Origin of the sequence: Sorangium sp. So ce367, assembly GCF_051520455.1 — a bacterium.
In the GTDB taxonomy this organism is placed as follows: domain Bacteria; phylum Myxococcota_A; class Polyangia; order Polyangiales; family Polyangiaceae; genus Sorangium; species Sorangium cellulosum_B.
In genome coordinates, this window is the sequence record NZ_CP150334.1 from 1,515,376 (window position 1) to 1,533,031 (window position 17,656).

16 protein-coding genes are annotated in these 17,656 nt (G+C 71.9%); 10 read left to right on the plus strand and 6 right to left on the minus strand.

Annotated elements, in window-relative coordinates:
• Positions 1–176 precede the first annotated feature (176 nt).
• The 4 genes from WME97_RS05740 (at position 177) to WME97_RS05755 (ending at position 4,745) form a co-directional block, all read left to right on the plus strand.
• Positions 177–2,279: a DUF4215 domain-containing protein gene (locus WME97_RS05740; RefSeq protein ID WP_437550054.1), complete on the plus strand. Its 2,103-nt coding sequence runs from the start codon at positions 177–179 to the stop codon at positions 2,277–2,279.
• A 168-nt stretch (positions 2,280–2,447) separates the two neighbouring features.
• Positions 2,448–3,200 carry a ribonuclease HI gene (locus WME97_RS05745; RefSeq protein ID WP_437550056.1) on the plus strand — a complete coding sequence of 251 codons (753 nt, stop codon included), beginning with the start codon at positions 2,448–2,450 and terminating at the stop codon, positions 3,198–3,200.
• Positions 3,201–3,273: 73 nt separating this feature from the next.
• On the plus strand, positions 3,274–4,290 hold the full coding sequence (locus tag WME97_RS05750; protein WP_437550058.1) for a peptidylprolyl isomerase: 1,017 nt from the start codon (positions 3,274–3,276) through the stop codon (positions 4,288–4,290).
• Positions 4,242–4,745 carry a YkgJ family cysteine cluster protein gene (locus tag WME97_RS05755; RefSeq protein ID WP_437550059.1) on the plus strand — a complete coding sequence of 168 codons (504 nt, stop codon included), beginning with the start codon at positions 4,242–4,244 and terminating at the stop codon, positions 4,743–4,745. The genes WME97_RS05750 and WME97_RS05755 overlap by 49 nt, the downstream gene beginning before the upstream one ends.
• An 18-nt stretch (positions 4,746–4,763) precedes the next feature.
• Here the strand turns inward: WME97_RS05755 and WME97_RS05760 are convergent, their stop codons facing one another.
• On the minus strand, positions 4,764–6,245 hold the full coding sequence (locus WME97_RS05760) for a serine/threonine protein kinase (RefSeq protein WP_437550061.1): 1,482 nt from the start codon (positions 6,243–6,245) through the stop codon (positions 4,764–4,766).
• The gene (gene gpmI, locus WME97_RS05765) at positions 6,246–7,877 is read right to left on the minus strand and encodes a 2,3-bisphosphoglycerate-independent phosphoglycerate mutase (protein ID WP_437550062.1); all 1,632 of its coding nucleotides are present in this window, start codon (positions 7,875–7,877) and stop codon (positions 6,246–6,248) included.
• 102 nt (positions 7,878–7,979) lie between these two features.
• Here gpmI and WME97_RS05770 point away from each other — a divergent pair, with 102 nt between their 5' ends.
• From WME97_RS05770 to WME97_RS05785, 4 genes are all read left to right on the plus strand, one after another.
• On the plus strand, positions 7,980–8,546 hold the full coding sequence (locus WME97_RS05770; protein ID WP_437550064.1) for a Uma2 family endonuclease: 567 nt from the start codon (positions 7,980–7,982) through the stop codon (positions 8,544–8,546).
• 734 nt (positions 8,547–9,280) lie between these two features.
• Complete coding sequence (locus WME97_RS05775; RefSeq protein WP_437550065.1) at positions 9,281–9,829, plus strand: hypothetical protein; 549 nt, start codon at positions 9,281–9,283, stop codon at positions 9,827–9,829.
• On the plus strand, positions 9,826–10,788 hold the full coding sequence (locus tag WME97_RS05780; RefSeq protein ID WP_437550067.1) for an HTTM domain-containing protein: 963 nt from the start codon (positions 9,826–9,828) through the stop codon (positions 10,786–10,788). The genes WME97_RS05775 and WME97_RS05780 overlap by 4 nt, the downstream gene beginning before the upstream one ends.
• Positions 10,789–10,848: 60 nt before the next feature.
• Positions 10,849–11,319 (plus strand): NUDIX domain-containing protein, encoded by a 471-nt coding sequence (locus tag WME97_RS05785; RefSeq protein ID WP_437550069.1) that lies wholly within the window; start codon positions 10,849–10,851, stop codon positions 11,317–11,319.
• 52 nt (positions 11,320–11,371) lie between these two features.
• Here the strand turns inward: WME97_RS05785 and WME97_RS05790 are convergent, their stop codons facing one another.
• Positions 11,372–11,845 (minus strand): N-acetyltransferase family protein, encoded by a 474-nt coding sequence (locus WME97_RS05790; RefSeq protein ID WP_437550071.1) that lies wholly within the window; start codon positions 11,843–11,845, stop codon positions 11,372–11,374.
• A 289-nt stretch (positions 11,846–12,134) separates the two neighbouring features.
• Between WME97_RS05790 and WME97_RS05795 the strand changes: the two genes are divergently transcribed.
• The gene (locus WME97_RS05795) at positions 12,135–13,310 is read left to right on the plus strand and encodes a hypothetical protein (RefSeq protein ID WP_437550073.1); all 1,176 of its coding nucleotides are present in this window, start codon (positions 12,135–12,137) and stop codon (positions 13,308–13,310) included.
• 105 nt (positions 13,311–13,415) lie between these two features.
• Here WME97_RS05795 and mdh read toward each other — a convergent pair whose 3' ends face one another.
• Positions 13,416–14,357 (minus strand): malate dehydrogenase, encoded by a 942-nt coding sequence (mdh, locus tag WME97_RS05800; protein WP_012233684.1) that lies wholly within the window; start codon positions 14,355–14,357, stop codon positions 13,416–13,418.
• 128 nt (positions 14,358–14,485) lie between these two features.
• Here mdh and WME97_RS05805 point away from each other — a divergent pair, with 128 nt between their 5' ends.
• On the plus strand, positions 14,486–15,448 hold the full coding sequence (locus WME97_RS05805) for a phosphoribosylaminoimidazolesuccinocarboxamide synthase (protein ID WP_437550075.1): 963 nt from the start codon (positions 14,486–14,488) through the stop codon (positions 15,446–15,448).
• Positions 15,449–15,551: 103 nt separating this feature from the next.
• Here the strand turns inward: WME97_RS05805 and WME97_RS05810 are convergent, their stop codons facing one another.
• Complete coding sequence (locus WME97_RS05810; RefSeq protein ID WP_437550077.1) at positions 15,552–16,475, minus strand: hypothetical protein; 924 nt, start codon at positions 16,473–16,475, stop codon at positions 15,552–15,554.
• 141 nt (positions 16,476–16,616) lie between these two features.
• Positions 16,617–17,531, minus strand: coding sequence for a hypothetical protein (locus WME97_RS05815; RefSeq protein WP_437550079.1), 915 nt, complete (start codon positions 17,529–17,531; stop codon positions 16,617–16,619).
• Positions 17,532–17,656: the final 125 nt, after the last annotated feature.

A 17,656-nucleotide genomic window follows, 5' to 3' on the forward strand; every position in this document is an offset into this window, starting at 1 on the left:
GTGCGCTGCGAGCGCCGCGCGTGGCAATAGGGGCTCTCCCGATCCGCTTGGCTGCTGGCGTCCTCTCGATTCCATATCAGTCTAGTGCGCCGATGATCGACCGCCTGCGCGTCCGTCAGGCTCGGATCGAGCCTTGAAGGGACGTCGCCGTTCCCGCCAGAAGCGGAGGAATCGAGGTGTCAGTGCGAGCGGACCTCTTCAGAAGCGCTCCGTTCACGAAGGTTCTGTCGCCGCTCGTCATCGCTGCTGCTTTGACCGCGGTCGACTGCGATCGTCCCCGGCAGGCGCCGGGGCCGGAGGCCGGCGGCGGCGGGAACGGCGGGAACGGCGGGAACGGCGGAGGCGACGAGGACGGCGGGGGCGGAGGGGACGGAGCGCCTTGCGTCACGGCCGCGGACTGCCCCGGGGTCGACGGCGCGTGTCGGCTGCGCACCTGCGAAGGCGGCCGGTGCGCCCTCGACGACGCGCCGCGGGGAAAGCCCGTGGGCGAGCAGGTGCTGGGCGACTGCAAGGCGCGCGTTTGCGATGGGCATGGCGCCGTGATCGAGCTCGACGACGACCAAGACGCCTTCTCCGACGGAGACCCGTGCTCGGCCGACGTGTGCGTCGCCGGGGCGCCGAAGAACCTTCCGGCGCCGGCGACCACGGAGTGCGGCGGACCCGACGCGACCGGAGCGCGCTATTGCGATGGGAACGGCGCTTGTGTCGAGTGTCTCGTCGCTGGCGATTGCCTGAGCAACATCTGCGTCGAGAACAGCTGTGTCGCGCCAGATTGCGGCGATGGCGCGATGAACGGCGCCGAGACCGGCGTCGACTGCGGCGGCTCGGAGTGCGTGCCGTGCGCGGATCTCGAGGCCTGCCTCGCCGGCGCGGACTGCCGGAGCGGGATTTGCGCGGACGGCAGGTGCCGCGCGTCGTCGTGCGCCGACGGCGCGACGAACGGGGCGGAGACCGACGTCGACTGCGGCGGACCGGCGTGCTCGCCTTGCGCCACCGGCAAGGCGTGCGCCGCGGACGGCGACTGCCTGGGCGGCCGCTGTTCAGGGACGACGTGCCTCCCGTCGTGCACCGACATCGCCCGGAACGGGGCGGAGACCGATATCGACTGCGGCGGCCCCGCGTGCGTCGGGTGCGCCGCTGGAATGCGCTGCGCCGCCGGGCGCGATTGCCTGAGCCACGTGTGCAGCGCGGCAGGCACCTGCGCCGCGCCGGTCTGCGGCGATGGCGTGGTCAACGCCGCCGCGGAGGTGTGTGATGACGGCAATACGAGCACCACGGACGCGTGCCTCACCACGTGCGTCGCCGCCTCGTGCGGGGACGGGTTCGTCCGCGCCGGCGTCGAGGCGTGCGACGACGGAAACGCGAGCAACACCGACGCCTGCCCGACGGGCTGCGCGCGCGCCGTGTGCGGGGACGGGTTCGTCCGCGCCGGCGTCGAGGCGTGCGACGACGGGAACCGGAACCCGGGCGACGGGTGCAGCCCAGGGTGCCTGCTCGACGGCTGCGGCGACGGCGCGATCCAGGCCGGCGAGGAGTGCGACGACGGCGACGCCGACAGCGCCGACGGCTGCCCTATCACCTGCCGCGCCGCGAGGTGCGGCGACGGCTTCGTGCGGGACGGCGTCGAGGGCTGCGACGACGCCAACACGTCGAGCGGCGACGGCTGCAGCGCGGGCTGCATGGTCGAAGCGCGGTACACCTGCCGGGGCACGCCGAGCGTGTGCACGTACGCCAAGGAGCGCAACTGCGGCGACGCGGCGGACGATGACCTCGACGGCGAGACGGACTGCGCCGACCCGGACTGCGCGCTCGGCTGCGGCGATGCCGTCGGCGCGTGCTCGCCCGGGCAGGTGCTGTGGGTGCAGTCGTCCACGGACATCCCCAAGACCGTCACGGATCGCGCGGTCGCTGCCAGCGTCCTCCCTGTCGTCTCGAGGGGCGCGATCCGGCGCGTGACGCTCGAGCTCGACATCGCGCATTCGTTCGACGGAGATCTCGATATCTCGCTCACCTCTCCGGCTGGCGCGACGGTCGATGTGTCGAGCGACAACGGCGGCTCCGGCGACAACTACCGGAGGACCGTCTTCGACATGGGCTGCGCGAGCGCGGTCACGGGGGCGATGGCGCCGTTCCGCGGCTGCTTCCGCCCGGAGTCGTCGTTCGCGGCCTTCCTCTCGGGGCCGGCGAACGGCACGTGGACGCTCCGGGTCGGGGACGACGCCGGGTCCGACTCCGGTACGCTGACCGCGTGGTCGCTCGCGCTCTGCATCGACCCGTGATCGCAGGGGCGGCGCGGCCGCGCGCGCCGCCAGCGTCGCTGTCCGCCTTGCGCGCCGCGAGGGCCGCGACGAGGGCAGGCGCGGCCGCGCCCGGCCGGCGCGATAGGCCGGGCTCGCCTGGCGTGGTCTCCCGTACCGGCGGCCTTCGATCCATGCCAGGGTGCGCTCGTGCCCTGGGTCCGCGCATCGCTTCGAGGTCAAACCGTCTATGCTCGCGCCGACGCCGCCGGCGCCCTGGTCGCGGAGGAGGGCGGCGGCGTCGAGATCCGCTACAAGCCGCACGACGGCCGCAGGTACAAGGCGCGCGCCGACAACCTGACCGTGGTCGACCCGAAGGTGTTGCCCGACGACACCTGTGGGCCCGCGGAGGCGGTCGTGAAGGCGCGCGCCGGCGAGCAGCCCGAGGGGGGCGCGGCCGCCCCGGCGCCGGCCGGGCGCGCGCAGCGCAAGGCGCCGGCGCGGGGGGAGGCCGGCGCGGCGCCCGTCCCGGAAGGGGCTGTCATCGTCTACGCGGACGGCGCCTGCTCGGGGAACCCGGGGCCCGCGGGGCTCGGCGTGGTGGTCATCGACGGCGGCCGGCGGATCGAGCGCAGCGAGTTCCTCGGCACCGCGACCAACAACATCGCCGAGCTGACGGCCATCCTCCGCTCGCTCGAGGAGGTGGACGAGCCGGGGCGGCCCATCATCATCCACACGGACAGCCAGTACTCGATCGGCGTGCTCCAGAAGGGGTGGAAGGCGAAGGCGAACGCCGAGCTCATCGCCTCGCTGCGCGGCGCGCTCGCCGAGCGGCCGCGCGCGCGCCTCGTGTATGTGCCGGGGCACGCCGGCGTGCTGCTCAACGAGCGCGCCGACGCGCTCGCGCGCGAGGCCGTCCGCGAGCGCGCCTCCCGTCGGACGGTGTACCCCGGCTCCGGCTGAGTCCGGGGCAACCTGGGCCGCGCAGGGCCGGAAACGCGTGGAACCGCCTGGGGCCCGGTGGTAGAGCCGCGCGATGCGTGTTCCGCTCCGCCTCGCCCTCGCCGGGCTCGTCGCCGCCGCCGCCTTCGCCTCGCCGCTCGCCCACGCGGTCGTGAGCGAGCGGATCGTCGCCGTCGTCGGCGATCGCGCCATCCTGCTCTCGGATCTGCGGCAGCGGGCTCGCCCCTTCCTGCTTCAGATCCAGGCCAGGGTCCCGCCGGGCGCGCAGCAGGCGGCGGCCGAGTCGCAGGTCTTCCGCGATCTCCTCCAGAAGATGGTGGACGAGGAGCTCGAGGGCCAGGCCGCCGAGAAGGCCAATGTCCGCGTGACCTCCGAGGAGATCGAGAACGCGTTCCGGAACATCGCGGCCGCGGAGCAGATGACGGTCGAGGAGCTGTTCCGGACGGCGCGGGCGAGCTCGGGGCTCACCGAGCAGGAGTACCGCGACGAGATCCGCCGGCAGATCCTCGAGGGCAAGATGCTGCAGCTCCGGGTGAAGGGCCGCGTGCGCATCACCGAGCAGGACGTGCGGTCGGCCTTCGATCGGCTGGTGCGCGAGGAGCGCCGGCGGCGCGACTACCACCCGGCGTGGATCGTCCTGCGCGTCCTGCCCGGATCGAGCGCCGAGGCGGTCGAGGAGCGCCGCGCGCTCGCCGCGGCGCTCGCGGAGCGCGCGCGCGGCGGGGAGGATTTCGCGGCGCTCGCGGGGCAGTTCTCGGACGACACCGCGACCCGCGAGGAGGGCGGCGACCTCGGGGTCCGCGCGCCGCAGGGAACGCAGGCCGCGGTGACCGGCCAGCGCCAGGTGATGGCCCCGGAGCTCGAGGCCGCGCTGATGGCGATCGAGCCGGGCGGCGTGACCGGGCCGATGCGCGCGGGCGACGCGTTCGTGGTCATGAAGCTCCTGAGCCGCCAGCCGTCCCGCTTCACGACGCTCGAGGCGGCTCGCCCGGAGGTCCTCCAGCGGCTGCAGGCGGAGATCATGACGAAGGCCAAGCAGAAGTGGCTCGACGACCTGAAGCGCGGGACGCACGTGGAGGTCCGGCTCTGACGCGCAAGGGCGAGCGGGGCGCGCCGCGCGCAGGCGGCGCGCGCGGCGGGGGAGATGCGGTCGTCCCCGAGTGCACCGCGTGCGGCACCTGCTGCTTCTCGGCCCTGCCGGAGTACGTCCGGGTCTTTGGCTGCGACCACGATCGCATGGACGATCGCGCGCGGGGGTTCACGCGCTTCATCGGCAACCGCTGCTACATGCGCATCGAGGACGGCCGCTGCGCCGCGCTCACGCTGGACGCGGAGCACGGCCGCTTCCTATGCTCGATCTACGAGGTGCGGCCCGACTGCTGCCGCGCGCTCGAGCGCGGCAGCGGCCAGTGCCTCGGCGAGCTTCACGAGAAGCGGGAGCGGCCGCTCCTCGCGCTCGAGGCGCTCCGCCGCCGCGCGGGCGGCGCGAGCGAGGGAGACGCGGGGGGCGCAAACGGCGCGGGGGAGGCGGGCGGCGCCGTGTAGGCGCGGCCGGCGTCGCCGTCAGGGCGACGCGTCCCTGTCCGGAACCGGCGGCGCGCCCGCGTCGATCGCGCCGCGATCGATCCGCATGCTCACGTCGAGCGTGACGGTCTGCCCCTCGGAGACGGTGATCGTGCGCTTCTCCTCGGGCGCGTTCGGGTGCCGGAACGTGACGTAGTGCCGCCCGGCCTGGAGCGGGATCGCCCGCGCCATCGGCGTCACGTCGATGAGCTCCCCATCAATGACGACCTCCGCCCACGGCCTGGCGAGGACCTTCAGGTAGCCGCGCTCCTCCGAGCGCCCGCCGGGCTGCCTGACCTCGGCGCTGGGCGGCTCCGCGGCGTCGTGCGGGCGGAGGCTGAGCTCGATGAGCGCGCCGCCCGCGACGACCAGGGCGAAGATGCCGACGAGCCGGCCCACGTCGGGCGCGAGCGACGGCGCGCTGCGCTGCTCGGCGGCGGGGCGCGCGGAGGGCGCCTGCGCGGGCGGCAGCTCGTCGCCGCCGAGCTTGGCCGCCGCGAGGGCCCTCGTGATGAGCGCGCGCGGCTGCGATTGGCCGCGCTCCGCGAGCTCCTCGGCCAGGGCGTCCGCGACGGCGCGGCCGCTGTCGTAGCGCTGCTCCGGCTCTTTCTCGAGGCACCGGAGCACCACGCGCTCCAGGCCGCGCGACACGTCGGGCACGAGCCCTCGCAGCGGCTGCGGCGGCGCGTTGCGGATCCGGTGCGCGACGGCCCTGCCCTCGGCCCACCGGTCCTCGTCGCGCTCGCGCGGCGCGCCGGGGGCGCCCGACGCGCGGTTCGACGCGCGGTTCGACGCGTGGTTCGACGTACGATTGGCATCCTCCGGCCCCGCCTTCGGCTCGTCGAACGGGCGCACGCCGGTGAGCATCTCGAACAGCACAACGCCGAGCGCGAACACGTCCGCCTGAGGCCCGGGCTCCGCCCCGAGGATCTGCTCCGGCGCCATGTAGTCGGGCCGCGCGAACGTGTCGCTGCCCTCGAACGGCTCCGGCAGCGAGGGTTGCCGGCCGTCGGACGCCGCCGCGAACTCCAGGATCTTCACGCCGCCCGCGGGCGTGACGATGACGCGCTCAGGGCGCAGCTCGCGGTGGACGACGCCCCGCTCGTGCGCGTGCCCGAGGCCGCGCGCGATCTCCCGCGCGATGGCCGCCGCGGCGCCCTCGTCGAGGCGGCCAGCGCGCGCGCACAGGGCCGCGAGCGTCGGCCCCGAGAGCGGCTCCAGCACGAGCCATATCCGGTCCTCGTCGCGCTGGAAGTCGTGGATGTCGATGATGTTGGGGTGCCGGATGCGCGCGAGGATCTTCGCCTCGCGCTCGAGGCCGGCCGCGAACGCGCTCGCGGCCGACACCGTGGGCTTGAGCGTCTTGATCAGCGCCGCCCGACCGAGCCCCGCGTGCTCGGCCCGGTACGTCACGGTGAGCGCCCGCGACGAGACGGCCTCGCGCAGGATGTACGGGCCGAGCTGCCTCTGGTCGGCGCCCACTTACCGCTGTCGGACGCGGAGCGTGCGCCCCGTCATCGCCGCGGGCTGCGGGAGGCCGAGGATCTCGAGCATCGTCGGCGCCACGTCGCAGATGCGGCCGCCGGACCGGAGCACGATGCCGGGGTCGTTCTGGTTCAGGTAGTAGAGCGGCACCGGGTTGAGCGTGTGGGCGGTGTGCGGGTTGCCGTGCTCGTCCTTCATCTGCTCGCAGTTGCCATGGTCCGCGGTGATGATCAGCGCGCCGCCGGCCTCGCGCACGGCGTCCCCGATGGCGCCGAGCCCCTTGTCGACCGCCTCGTTGGCGTGGATGGCGGCCTCGAGGATGCCGGTGTGCCCGACCATGTCCGGGTTCGCGAAGTTCACCAGGATGAAGTCGTACTTGCCGCTCTTGATCGCGGTCACGACCTCGTTCGCGACGCCCGCCGCGCTCATCTCCGGCTTCTTGTCGTAGGTGGCGACGTCGCGCGGCGAGGGCACGAGCTTCCTGTCCTCGCCCGGGAACGTCTCCTCGCGGCCGCCGTTGAAGAAGTACGTGACGTGCGCGTACTTCTCGGTCTCCGCGCACCGGAGCTGCGTGAGCCCGGCGCGGGCGATCACCTCGGGGAACGACTCGGTCACCTCGTCCTTCGGGAACGCGACCGGCAGCTTCAGCGCCGCGTCGTACTCGGTCATGCCGCTGTAACAGTGCTCCTGGAAGGCGAAGACCGGCTTGCCCCGGTCGGAGAGGAGCTCCAGCACCTCGTCCGGCAGGTTCCGCCGCGTGAGCATCGCCGAGATCTCGCGCATCCGGTCGGGCCTGAAGTTGACGGAGAGGCCGACCTCTTCTCCCTGCCACTCCCAGCGGGGCTCCTGCGAGGCGAAATCGGCCACGAAGTCGCCCTTGATGCCGCTGTAGTCGCCGATGCGGATGGGCTCGACGAACTCGTCCGTCTTCCCGGCCGCGTACGACTGCTGGATCGCGTCGAACGCCGTGTCGGCCCGCGGCGCGTCGCCGCGCACGATCGCGGTGTAGGCCTTCATGACGCGGTCCCAGCGCTTGTCGCGGTCCATGGCGTAGTACCGGCCCGAGATGGTGCCGATGACGCCGATGCCCTGGAGCGCCTCCTCGATCTTCTCGACGTAGCCCCACGCGCTCTTCGGCGGCGTGTCGCGGCCGTCGAGGAACGCGTGCAGGACGAGGGGCACCTCGTGGAACTTCGCGAGCTTGATCAGCGCGAGGAAGTGGTCGAGCGACGAGTGGACGCCGCCGTCGGAGACGAGCCCGAAGAGGTGCACCCGGCACTTGCGGTCCTGCGCGATCCGGAACGTCCGGTCGATGATCTCGTTCGAGCCGAGCTTGTTCTCGGCGATCGCGACGTCGATGCGCGAGATGTCCATCAGCGCGATCCTCCCCGCGCCGAAGTTCAGGTGGCCGACCTCGCTGTTGCCCATCTGCCCCACCGGGAGCCCGACGTCCGGGCCGCTCGTCCCGATCAGCGTCTTCTCGGAGTCGCGCTTGATCGCGTCGAGGTTCGGCATCGCGGCGAGGGCGATCGCGTTCTGGTCCTTTTCTTCGCGCTCGCCGAATCCATCGAGGATGCAGAGGACGAGCGGACGGGGGCGTTGCGTGGGGGAGGGGGCTGCTTCGCTCATGGCGGCGGAATCTACAACGAACCCGCGGCGATCGGAGGGGGGCTGCTCACGGATTTTCGCCGGGCGAGCCGCCGCGCGCGGCGTGCATGCTAACATCCGACCATGTCTGACTGCGCCCGTCGCGCCACGTACCAGGATGTGCTTGACACGCCGCCGAATCAGGTGGCGGAGGTCCTGAACGGCGTCCTCCACGCGACGCCGCGGCCCTCCGTGTCCTCCCGCAACGTGACGTCGGTGCTCGCGGGCGAGCTGTACCTGCCATTTCGTCGGGGCATCAAGGGGCCTGGCCGGTGGGCGCTGCTGGTCGAGCCCGAGCTGCACCTCGGCACCGATCCGGACATCGTGATCCCTGACATCGCCGCGTGGCGCCGCGACCGGATGCCGCAGATCCCGATGCGGAACGCGGCGATCTTCCTCGCGCCCGACTGGGTGTGCGAGGTGATCTCGCCGTCCACCGAGGCGCTCGATCGCCGCGACAAGATGGAGATCTACGCGCGCGAGCTCGTCGCGCACTACTGGCTGATCGACCCGCGGCTCCGGCTCCTGGAGGTCTACCGCATCGACGGTGGGCGGTTCGCGCGCGTGGGCGCGTGGGAGGGTGACGTCACCCTGCGCGCGGCGCCGTTCGACGCCGTGGAGATCGAGCTCGGCGTCCTCTGGCAGGAATAGCGCAGCAACAGCGCAGGATCTGCCGTCGCCGGTCGGCGTCGAGCCGCGCGCCGGGCGAGGTGCGTGAGCTCCGCTTTATCGTGATTGTCACCCCGAGATCGGGGAAGCGACGACCGTCCGCCGGATGCAGCCGGGGCGTGCGGCTTGCATGGGTGTTGAGGACACTCGGCCGTTCGCGCTCGTCATGAGCAGCCGTCACACGGGGGGATGGACATGAAGCGCATCAACATCATCGGCCTGCTGGCCGCGCCGCTCGCATGCCTCGGGGCAGCGCAGCTCGCCTCGGCCTCACCCACGACGCCCGTCGAGGAGCTCGTCCTCATCGCGGAAACACGAGCTCCCGTCGCCGCGGATGCAGCCGACGCTCGTCCTGCACGCCAGTGGCCCTGGTACGGTCCCTGGTACGCGTCCTGGTATGGTCATTGGTACAGGCCCTGGCATGGGTACTGGCACGGTCATTGGCACGGGCATGGTCATTGGCATGGTCATTGGCACGGGCACTGGCATGGTCATTGGCATGGTCTCTGGTACGGGCACTGGCGGTGACATGACCGGCGGCGGTCCGATGGGGGGCTTCGCACCCTCGGCCGGCGGACGCCCGAGAGGGGACAGGACGGATCGCTGAGGGCGCCGGCGCCGCGGCAGGAGAGCGGGACGGGCGGCCCTCTCCCCGTCTCGCTCTCGTCGGTCAGGTTCGCGGGCGCTCGCAGGCGGGCACACCCGGAGGGAGCTGCATGGAGGGAAAGCGGAACAGCCGGAGTCACGCCGCAGCCCTGGTCGCCGTCGTGGGCCATCTGGGCCTCGTCGTCATGGGGGCTCTCCAGATCCATCCCGAGGGAGACGGTCGGCTTGCGCGGGCGCTCGCGGTTTACGGTGCGCTCTCCGGGGCCGAGAGCGGCTATGCCTTCTTCGCGGACAGCATCACCCCGCTGCCAAGGGCCAGCTTTCACGTCTCGGGTGCCGGCGGCGCGACCCTCACCGACGCCCTCGAGTCGGGCGCCAGCCGCGAGACGGAGATCCGGATACTGAACCTCATCACGCCTTTCTTGAGCGTGGAGGATCCGACGATCCAGCGCTCGATCGCCGCCTCGTGGGCGGGCAAGGTGCTGGCGAGGCACCCCGCGGCCGAGAGCATCCTCGTCCGACTGGAGACGTGCGATCTGCCGTCGATGCGGGAGTACCGGGAGGGGAAGCGGTCCGGGTGGAACCTGCAGTACGAGGCGAAGTTCATGATCCGCTCGAAGCTCCGGACCTCTCGAGAGGCGAGCGGGGGGGCGCGGTGAAGGACCCTTCGATCGGCCTCCGCGGGGCGGCCGCGGGCGGCGAGCCCGCGCGCGTCCTCGGCGCGATCGAGCGCTTCGCGCTGGCGCCGGCCTCCGCGGCGCCGCTCGCGGCCCTCCGCATCGGGCTCGCGGCCGTGCTCTTGCTTCAAGCGGCGCTCGTCGCGCCCGCGCTCTTCGAGCTCTACGGCCGGTCCGGGATCCTCCAGGGGCCTCTGCGCGACGTGTTCGCGAGGACCGATCTTCCACGCATCGGCTGGGCGGTGGAGCTCCTTGCCCCGCTCGGGATCGGGGAGGATCCGGTCATCCTGGGCACGGGGGGGATCTACGTGGTTGCCCTCGCCGCGCTCCTGGTCGGTTGGTGCACGAGGGCCGCGGCCTTCCTGGCGTGGCTCACCCACCTGATGCTGGTGACGACCGCGAGCTCCACCGTCTATGGCGTGGACAGCTTCGCCAGCATCTTTCTCTTCTATCTCCTCTGGATGCCCTCGGAGGCCGCCTTCTCCATGGATCGCCGGCTCGGGCGCGCGCGGGGAGGGCCCACGCCGGCAGCCCGGCTCGGGTTGCGCGTTGTGCAGCTGCACCTCTCGTTCGCCTACCTCGTCAGCGGGCTGGGAAAGGCAGCGGGCGAGCCGTGGTGGGACGGCGAGGCGATCTGGCGTTCGGTCATGTTGCCCGAATACCGGCAGTTCGACCTCTCGTGGCTCGCCGGCGCCCCCTGGCTCGCGGCGGTCGCCGGGTGGACGGTGCTGCTCGTGGAGATCGGCTATGGCTTCCTGATCTGGCCGCGCCGCACGCGGCTGCCCTGGGTCGTCGCCACCGTGGCGCTGCACGCCGGGATCGCCTTGTTCATGGGGCTCCTCGTGTTCGGCGCCCTCATGGCGGTGCTCACCATCGCCGCGTTCGCGGTGCCGAGCGAGCCCCCGGCGCCTGCGGCTCCGGCTGGCGCGGCGCCGGGGTGATCCTCGCGTTCCCCCCTTCTGGCGAGCGGCGCTCCCGGATAAGCTGTCGCAGGTTCGATCATGTCCCGCACGGCCATCCCGACCTGGTGCTTCGCCGTGGTGCTCGTGAGGCACCGGAGCCGGTTCCTCCTCGTGCACGAGCGCAAGCACGACCAGCTCTGGTATCTGCCGGCGGGCCGCGTCGAGCCCGGGGAGACGTTCGCGGAGGCGGCGCGGCGCGAGGCGCTCGAGGAGACCGGCGTCCCGGTGGAGCTGGAGGGCATCCTGCGCATCGAGCACAGCCCGGGCCCCTTGCAGGCGCGCTTCCGGGTGATCTTCCTCGCGCGCCCTCGGGACGCCACGCCCCCGAAGAGCCAGCCGGACGAGCACTCGCTCGAGGCGCGCTGGGTCACGCTGGAGGAGCTCGCGGCCTTGCCGCTGCGCGGCCCCGACGTGGAGCTCTATTGCCGCGACGTGCTGGCCGGAGCGCAGGTCTTCCCGCTGTCGCTGCTCGGGGCCGAGGGGGAGCCGCTCCTCGTGAGCGGCCGCTGAGGCGGCGCCCCCCGCGCCGTGGCGATCCCGCTGGCCGCGCGGCTGCTCGTGTCTACAGCTTCAGCTTCATCCCCTCGTGGCTCGCCACGAAGCCGAGCCGCTCGTAGAAGCGGTGCGCCCGCAGCCGCGCCTTGTTCGAGGTGAGCTGCACCCGGAAACACCCCCGCCGCCGCGCCTCGTCGATGGCCCATCTCATCATCGCCTCGCCGACCCCGCGGCCTCGCAGGCTCGGGTCCACGATGACGTTCTCGATCTGCGCCACCCGTGCTCCGCGGTTCGCCACGTACTGGATGATGGTCAGGTGGAACGCGCCGGCGACGCGCCCCTCGACCTCCGCGACGAGCAGCGCGTTGTTCGGATCTTCCGCGATGGCGGCGAGCGCCTCGCGGTAGCGCGGATCGAGCGGCGGGCCGGGGTGGTCCGTCTTCGCGTTGCCCTCGTCCGGGATCGAGAAGAGATGGACGATCGCCGGCAGGTCCGCCTCGGCGGCGCGGCGGATGGCGGGTACGAGCTGCGGCTGGCTCATGCACGCATCCTGCCACAACACACGGCGGTCTCGCACGGAATCACGGAATCACGGAATCACGGCAGGAGCGGGGCAGGGGAGCAGAGGGGCAGATAAACAGACGAGCAGAAAAATAGAGATGCTGAGAATCAGCGGCGCAGGGAGCGGGAAGCGTGAATGAAAAGAACCGCGGGAGTCCTTCCTTTTTAGGTCCGTACGATTCGCCTTCATGCCCGAGTGTGATCTAGACACAGGCGATCAAGCCGTGCAGAGTCGACGCACCATCATGTCGACCCGGAGGACCGTGTAGATGCGCGTAGTCAACACACCCGACATCCTCGCGATCGAGTCTCTCAAGGCGGATGAGCGCACCCTGCTGGGGCTGTTCAAGGAACTCCGGAAACATTCGGAGCTCTCGGCTTACCTGCCTGAAGTCTGCCACCTGTCCTTGCGATGGGTACGCCTGCTCGAAGGTCAGCCGCTCAGGCCTCGTGCGCTCCTCGGCAAAGGCATGATCGTCGTGACCGAAGGCTCGGGCGAGGTCATCGGGGACTCGCCCTGCAGCGTCCAGGCGGGAGACGTCGTGATGGTCCCTCCCGGCGGGCTGCAGGGGCTCGTGGGCGGCGCGCCGGGCGGGCTCTCCGCGATATCCATCCATCTCGAGGAGCTCGACGAAAGCGAGCCTCGCTGGGACACGCCGTGTCTGTGCGCGGCGCTCGGGCGGGAGGACAGCGCGGACGAGGCGTCCCCGGATCGCGCCGTGTCCCCCGTGGATCTCCTCGTCGAGGAGAACGAGGTCCACGCGCGGGAGTTCGCGGGCAGCCCCTTGATGCAGCTCATCCGGTCCGAGCGCGCCCTCCGGGACGACGTGAAGCGGCGGATGCTCGGGGCGCTCCAGATCTGGTCGAACGCGTTCCAGAAGGTCCTGTGCGCCAGGGTCGTCTTCGAGTCGCACCCCGGGGCCATCGCGATCGCCGAGCGCCACCTCGCCGACGAGGTCGGGCACAACCGGAGGCTCTCCAGGATGCACGACCCGCGGAGCTCGCCGTCCTGGGACCGCGGCATCGCCGCGGCGTCGTCGTGGTTCATCGAGCGGATGGGCTCGGCGTCCACCGAGGAGCGGACGGTCCTCGTCCACTTCGTCATCGAGCGCTGCGCCGACATCCTCCTCACGGCGGCCCAGCAGATCTTCCCCGACTCCGACTACTTCGCGACGCACGCCGAGGTGGACGCCGAGCACTTCAAGCTCGGGCACAGCCTTCTGAAGGGCTTCCCCGGCCTGGACCTCGGCCCGCTGCGGGGCGCGCTCACCGAGGGCTGGCAGATGATGAACCTGATCTGCCAGCGCATCAGCGACATCGCCGCAGGGGAAGGCGACGCGGCCACCGAGATGCCGGCGGGCGGCGCGAGCGCAGGCGAGCTCGCCCGCGATTCCCGGCGCGAGCTGACGGCCGTGCTGGATGGCCTCTACGGCGGTGCGATGTGAGCCGCTGAAGCGCCGAGGGAGAGGGAGAGCCCTTCGCTCTCTCCTCTCCCTCCCGCTCCTGGCGCGCGTGCTCTTCGTGACGCGCGGCGCGCCGCGCGACCGGCGCTAGCTCGAGGCCTTCACCACGTCGGTGATGCCCTGCACGCTCTTCGCGCTCTTCGCGAGCATCTCCTTCTCTTCTGCGGTCAGCGGCAGCTCGACGATCTTCTCGATGCCCTTGCCGCCGAGGATGACCGGCACGCCCATGAAGATGTCCTTGTAGCCGTACTCGCCGTCCAGGTAGGCCGCGACGGGGAGCAGCCGCTTCTGGTCGAGCAGGTAGCTCTCGGCCATCGCGACGGCGCTCGAGGCGGGCGCGTAGTAGGCGCTCGTCCCCATGAGCTGGACGATCTCGCCGCCGCCCTTGCGGGTCCTCGCGATGAGCGCGTCGAGCTTCTCCTTGCTGATGAGCTCGGTCGCGCGCACGCCGTTGATCGTGCACGCCGACGGGATGGGCACCATGTCATCGCCGTGGCCGCCGAGGACCATCGCGCGCACGTCCTTCACGGACACGTTCGCCTCGCGCGCCAGGAACAGCTGGAAGCGCGCGCTGTCGAGCACGCCCGCCATGCCGAGCACGCGCTCGCGCGGGAAGCCGGTGCGGCGCTTGAACTCGTAGACCATGGCGTCGATCGGGTTCGAGATGACGATCACCAGCGCGTTCGGGCAGTGCTCCTTCGCGCCGTCGGCCACGCTGCGGATGATCGGCAGGTTCGTCGCGACCAGGTCGTCACGGCTCTGGCCCGGCTTGCGCGGGATGCCGGCCGTGACGATGAGGACGTCGGCCCCTGCACAGTCGGCCCAGCTCGATGTGCCCTTGATCGAGGCGTCGTAGCCCAGCACGGCGCCGTTCTGCTCGAGGTCGAGCGCCTTGCCTTTCGCGAAGTCCGTCTTCTGGGGGATGTCGAACAGCACGACGTCCCCGAGCTCCTTGCGCGCGATGAGGGCCGCGAGCTCCCCGCCGATGTTGCCGGCGCCGATAAGGGCGATCTTTCTTCGGTTTGCCATGGGCGGCCCTATTACCACCCCCCCGGCCGGAGACCAACGGGGCTCCAGGGCGGGCGCGGGGGAGGGAACTCGGCCGGCGCCTTCGAAACCTGTCGACTCGGCCCGCGAGCCCGGGTAAGCCGCGCCCCATGGTCACCGAGGACGATCTGCGCACCGCGCTCGGCAGGGTGCTCGAGCGCACCTCGCTCGCGGGCCCCTTCGCCCGCTACGAGGGCAAGGTGCGGGACTGCTACACGACGCCGGACGGCCGCCGCCTGCTCGTCGTCACCGACCGCATCAGCGCCTTCGATCGCGTGCTCGGCACGCTGCCGCTGAAGGGCCAGGTGCTGAACCGCCTGTCCGCCTTCTGGTTCGAGCGCACGCGGAGCGTCGCGCCGAACCACATGATCTCCCAGCCCGACCCGAACGTCCTCGAGGCGATCGAGTGCACGCCCCTGCCGGTCGAGATGGTCGTGCGCGCCTACGTGACGGGCGTGACCTCGACCAGCATCTGGACGCACTACGCGCGCGGCGAGCGCGTCTTCTGCGGCCACCGGCTCCCCGAGGGCCTCCGCAAGAACGAGCGCCTGCCGCGGCCCATCCTGACGCCGAGCACCAAGGCGCCGAAGGGCGGGCACGATCTCTCCGCCTCGCGCGAGGAGATCCTCGCCCTCGGCACGATCGCGCCGCGCGACTTCGACGCCGCCGCCGAGATGGCCCTCGCGCTCTTCGAGCACGGCGCCCGCGCGTGCGCGGAGCAGGGGCTCATCCTCGTCGACACCAAGTACGAGTTCGGCAAGGACCGGGACGGCAACATCGTCGTCATCGACGAGATCCACACCCCCGACTCGTCCCGCTTCTGGTTCGCCTCGTCCTACGGCGAGCGCTTCGCGGCCGGCGAGGACCCGGAGTCGTTCGACAAGGAGTACGTGCGCCGCTGGCTCGCCGCGCGCGGCTTCCAGGGCGACGGGCCGATCCCCGCCATCCCGGACGAGGTCCGGATCGAGGCGTCCCGCCGCTACATCGAGGCGTTCGAGCGGATCACCGGGGCGGCGTTCGTCCCCGACCTCGAGGACCCGGCGGTGCGCATCCCGCGCAACCTCGGGGTGTGAGGCGGGCGCGGCCGCACCCATGAATCGTCGCGGGGCGCAGGTGCGCACCGCCGTTGCAGAAGATGGCGCCGTAACCTCGCCCCGGCCCTCGCGGGCCGGCAGCTCAGGCCTCGGGCGCGACGAGCTTCTTCGCCCAGAGGATGGCGTCCTTGCGGGCGCGGCCAACGACGAGGTGCCGCGCCAGCACCGCCGAGCGGCGGAAGCCGTTCGCGAGGAGGGCGGCGCAGAGCTCCTGGTCGTCTGCAGGGGCGAAGGTGAACGTGCTCACGGCCTTCTCCTCGACGAGGCGCTCGCAGAGCGCGCCGACGGCGGCCGTCGTGGCGAGCCGCTCCGCCTCGTGGCGCGGCGGGCACAGGAGCTCCAGGAACGAGTTGCCGAAGCACGACTGCATCTCCCACGCGGCGTGCAGCGTGAAGCCGCCCCGCGCGGTCAGCACGTAGCCTGTCCGCACCGCGTCGCGCCCGAACGGCTCGAAGCCCGTCAGCGCCCGCCCCGCCCGCTGCGCGGCCGCGACCGCGCGCCGCAGCTCGACGCCGCTCGCGGGCGCGATCTTGATCGCGGGCAGCGGCCGCCCCTCGGCCTCCCGGAGCAGCCGCCTCGCGCGGGCGATCGTGCGCTCCGCGAGCAGGACCGCCGGAGAGGCCGCGACGTCGTCTCCCTCGCCGCCCTCCTCGCCGTCGCCGCTCGTGCGCAGCCGCGACGTCATCTCGGACACGACCGCCCCGAGGATCCAGGCGTCGCTGCGCTTGTAAAAGCCGGGGATCGACCCCTCCCGCGTGAACCCGAGGCGGGTCCACGTCGGCACCTCGTCGCGCTCGACGAGCGTGAAGATCTTCTCGACCCCCTCGCGCTTGGCGGTCGACAGGACGAAGCTCCGCTTGGACGGCGTGGGTCCCGCGCGGAAGTCGACGATGCGGAGCGTCCGGTGCCGCCGATTGACCAGGAGACAGAGCGAGACGGAGTCGTTCCGGAACAGGAGCTCATCGACACCGCTGCTCGCCGTCGAAGACAAGTTTGTCGCTGCCATACCCCCTCGCGCTCGACGCAGGCGTGACGCCTCGGATCAGATGTCTATTGCAGAATTGCAAATTGCAGATCTGCAATGCCCCCCTAGCAGTCGAGGCCCACAGCGTCAACGATGTCGGCGGGATCGCGGTGAGGAGGGTGCTCAGGGGGTCGCGGCGAGCCGGCTCGCGTCGGTCGCCTTGACCCCGAGGGCCACGAGCGCCTCCTGGAGCCGGGAGCGCTGGAGGGAGATGCGGGTCGGCATCCCTCCGGAGATCTTGAACGTCTCGAGGAAGTTCACCCCGCTGTCGAACCGGGCGGCGAAGGTGATGCTGTCGTTGTCGACGACGACGGAGATGGGCGCGCGCTCCTGCCCGATGAGGAGGAGCAGGGTCTTGTCGTAGGCCCCGCCCCGCTGGGAGGCGTCGACGAGGACGAGGCCCGGCTCGACGCGCTCGTAGCGGAGCGCGATCCGGCGGGTCTCGGCTTCCATGGTGGCGAGCTCGGCGCCGGCCTGGTCGATGGGAGTCCAGAGCGACGGATCGGAGAGGCCTGACGCGAGGTGCCGGACGATGAGGCCGAAGAGGGCCTGATCGCGGGGGCGGGCGCGGAGCGCGCGGTCCATGCGGGTGGCGGCCGGGCCCGGGACGCCGATGCGGGTGTCGATGGCGCGGGCGTCGTCGTCGCAGCCGGGGTAGGGCTCGACGCCGCCGCGCATCCACTTCGCGCCGCTGGCGAGGCCGTCGAAGTCGACGTGGCAGACGAGGGTGTCGACGCGCCCGGCGCGGGCGACGAGCTCCGGCGTGATCATCTCGGGGCAGGCGCCGTGCTCGGCCTTGGTCGACAGGACGAAGCGGGGGTCGCCGGCGAAGCGCGCGTGGTGGGCGCTGTCGTGGTGGTCGACCCAGGCGGCGAGCCGCGGCCCGAGGTCCTGGATGAGGGGGAGCGTGACCGTCTCGAAGCTCTTGCCCCCCGCCTCCGAGGCGAAGGCGATGTCGAGAACGGCGACGTTGCCGCGCAGATCGCGGGCGCGGGGGAGCTTGCGAGGGGAGGCGAAGGCGAGATCGAATCCGTGCATGGCGTGGCTTCCCGGAGAGGCAGGTACCGTCCAGCCGGGCGACCCGGCGCGTGCCGCGGCGGGCGCCCTGCTCCATACACCCGAAACGGTCGAAGCGCTGCGGTGGAGGACCTTTCTCGGGCGAG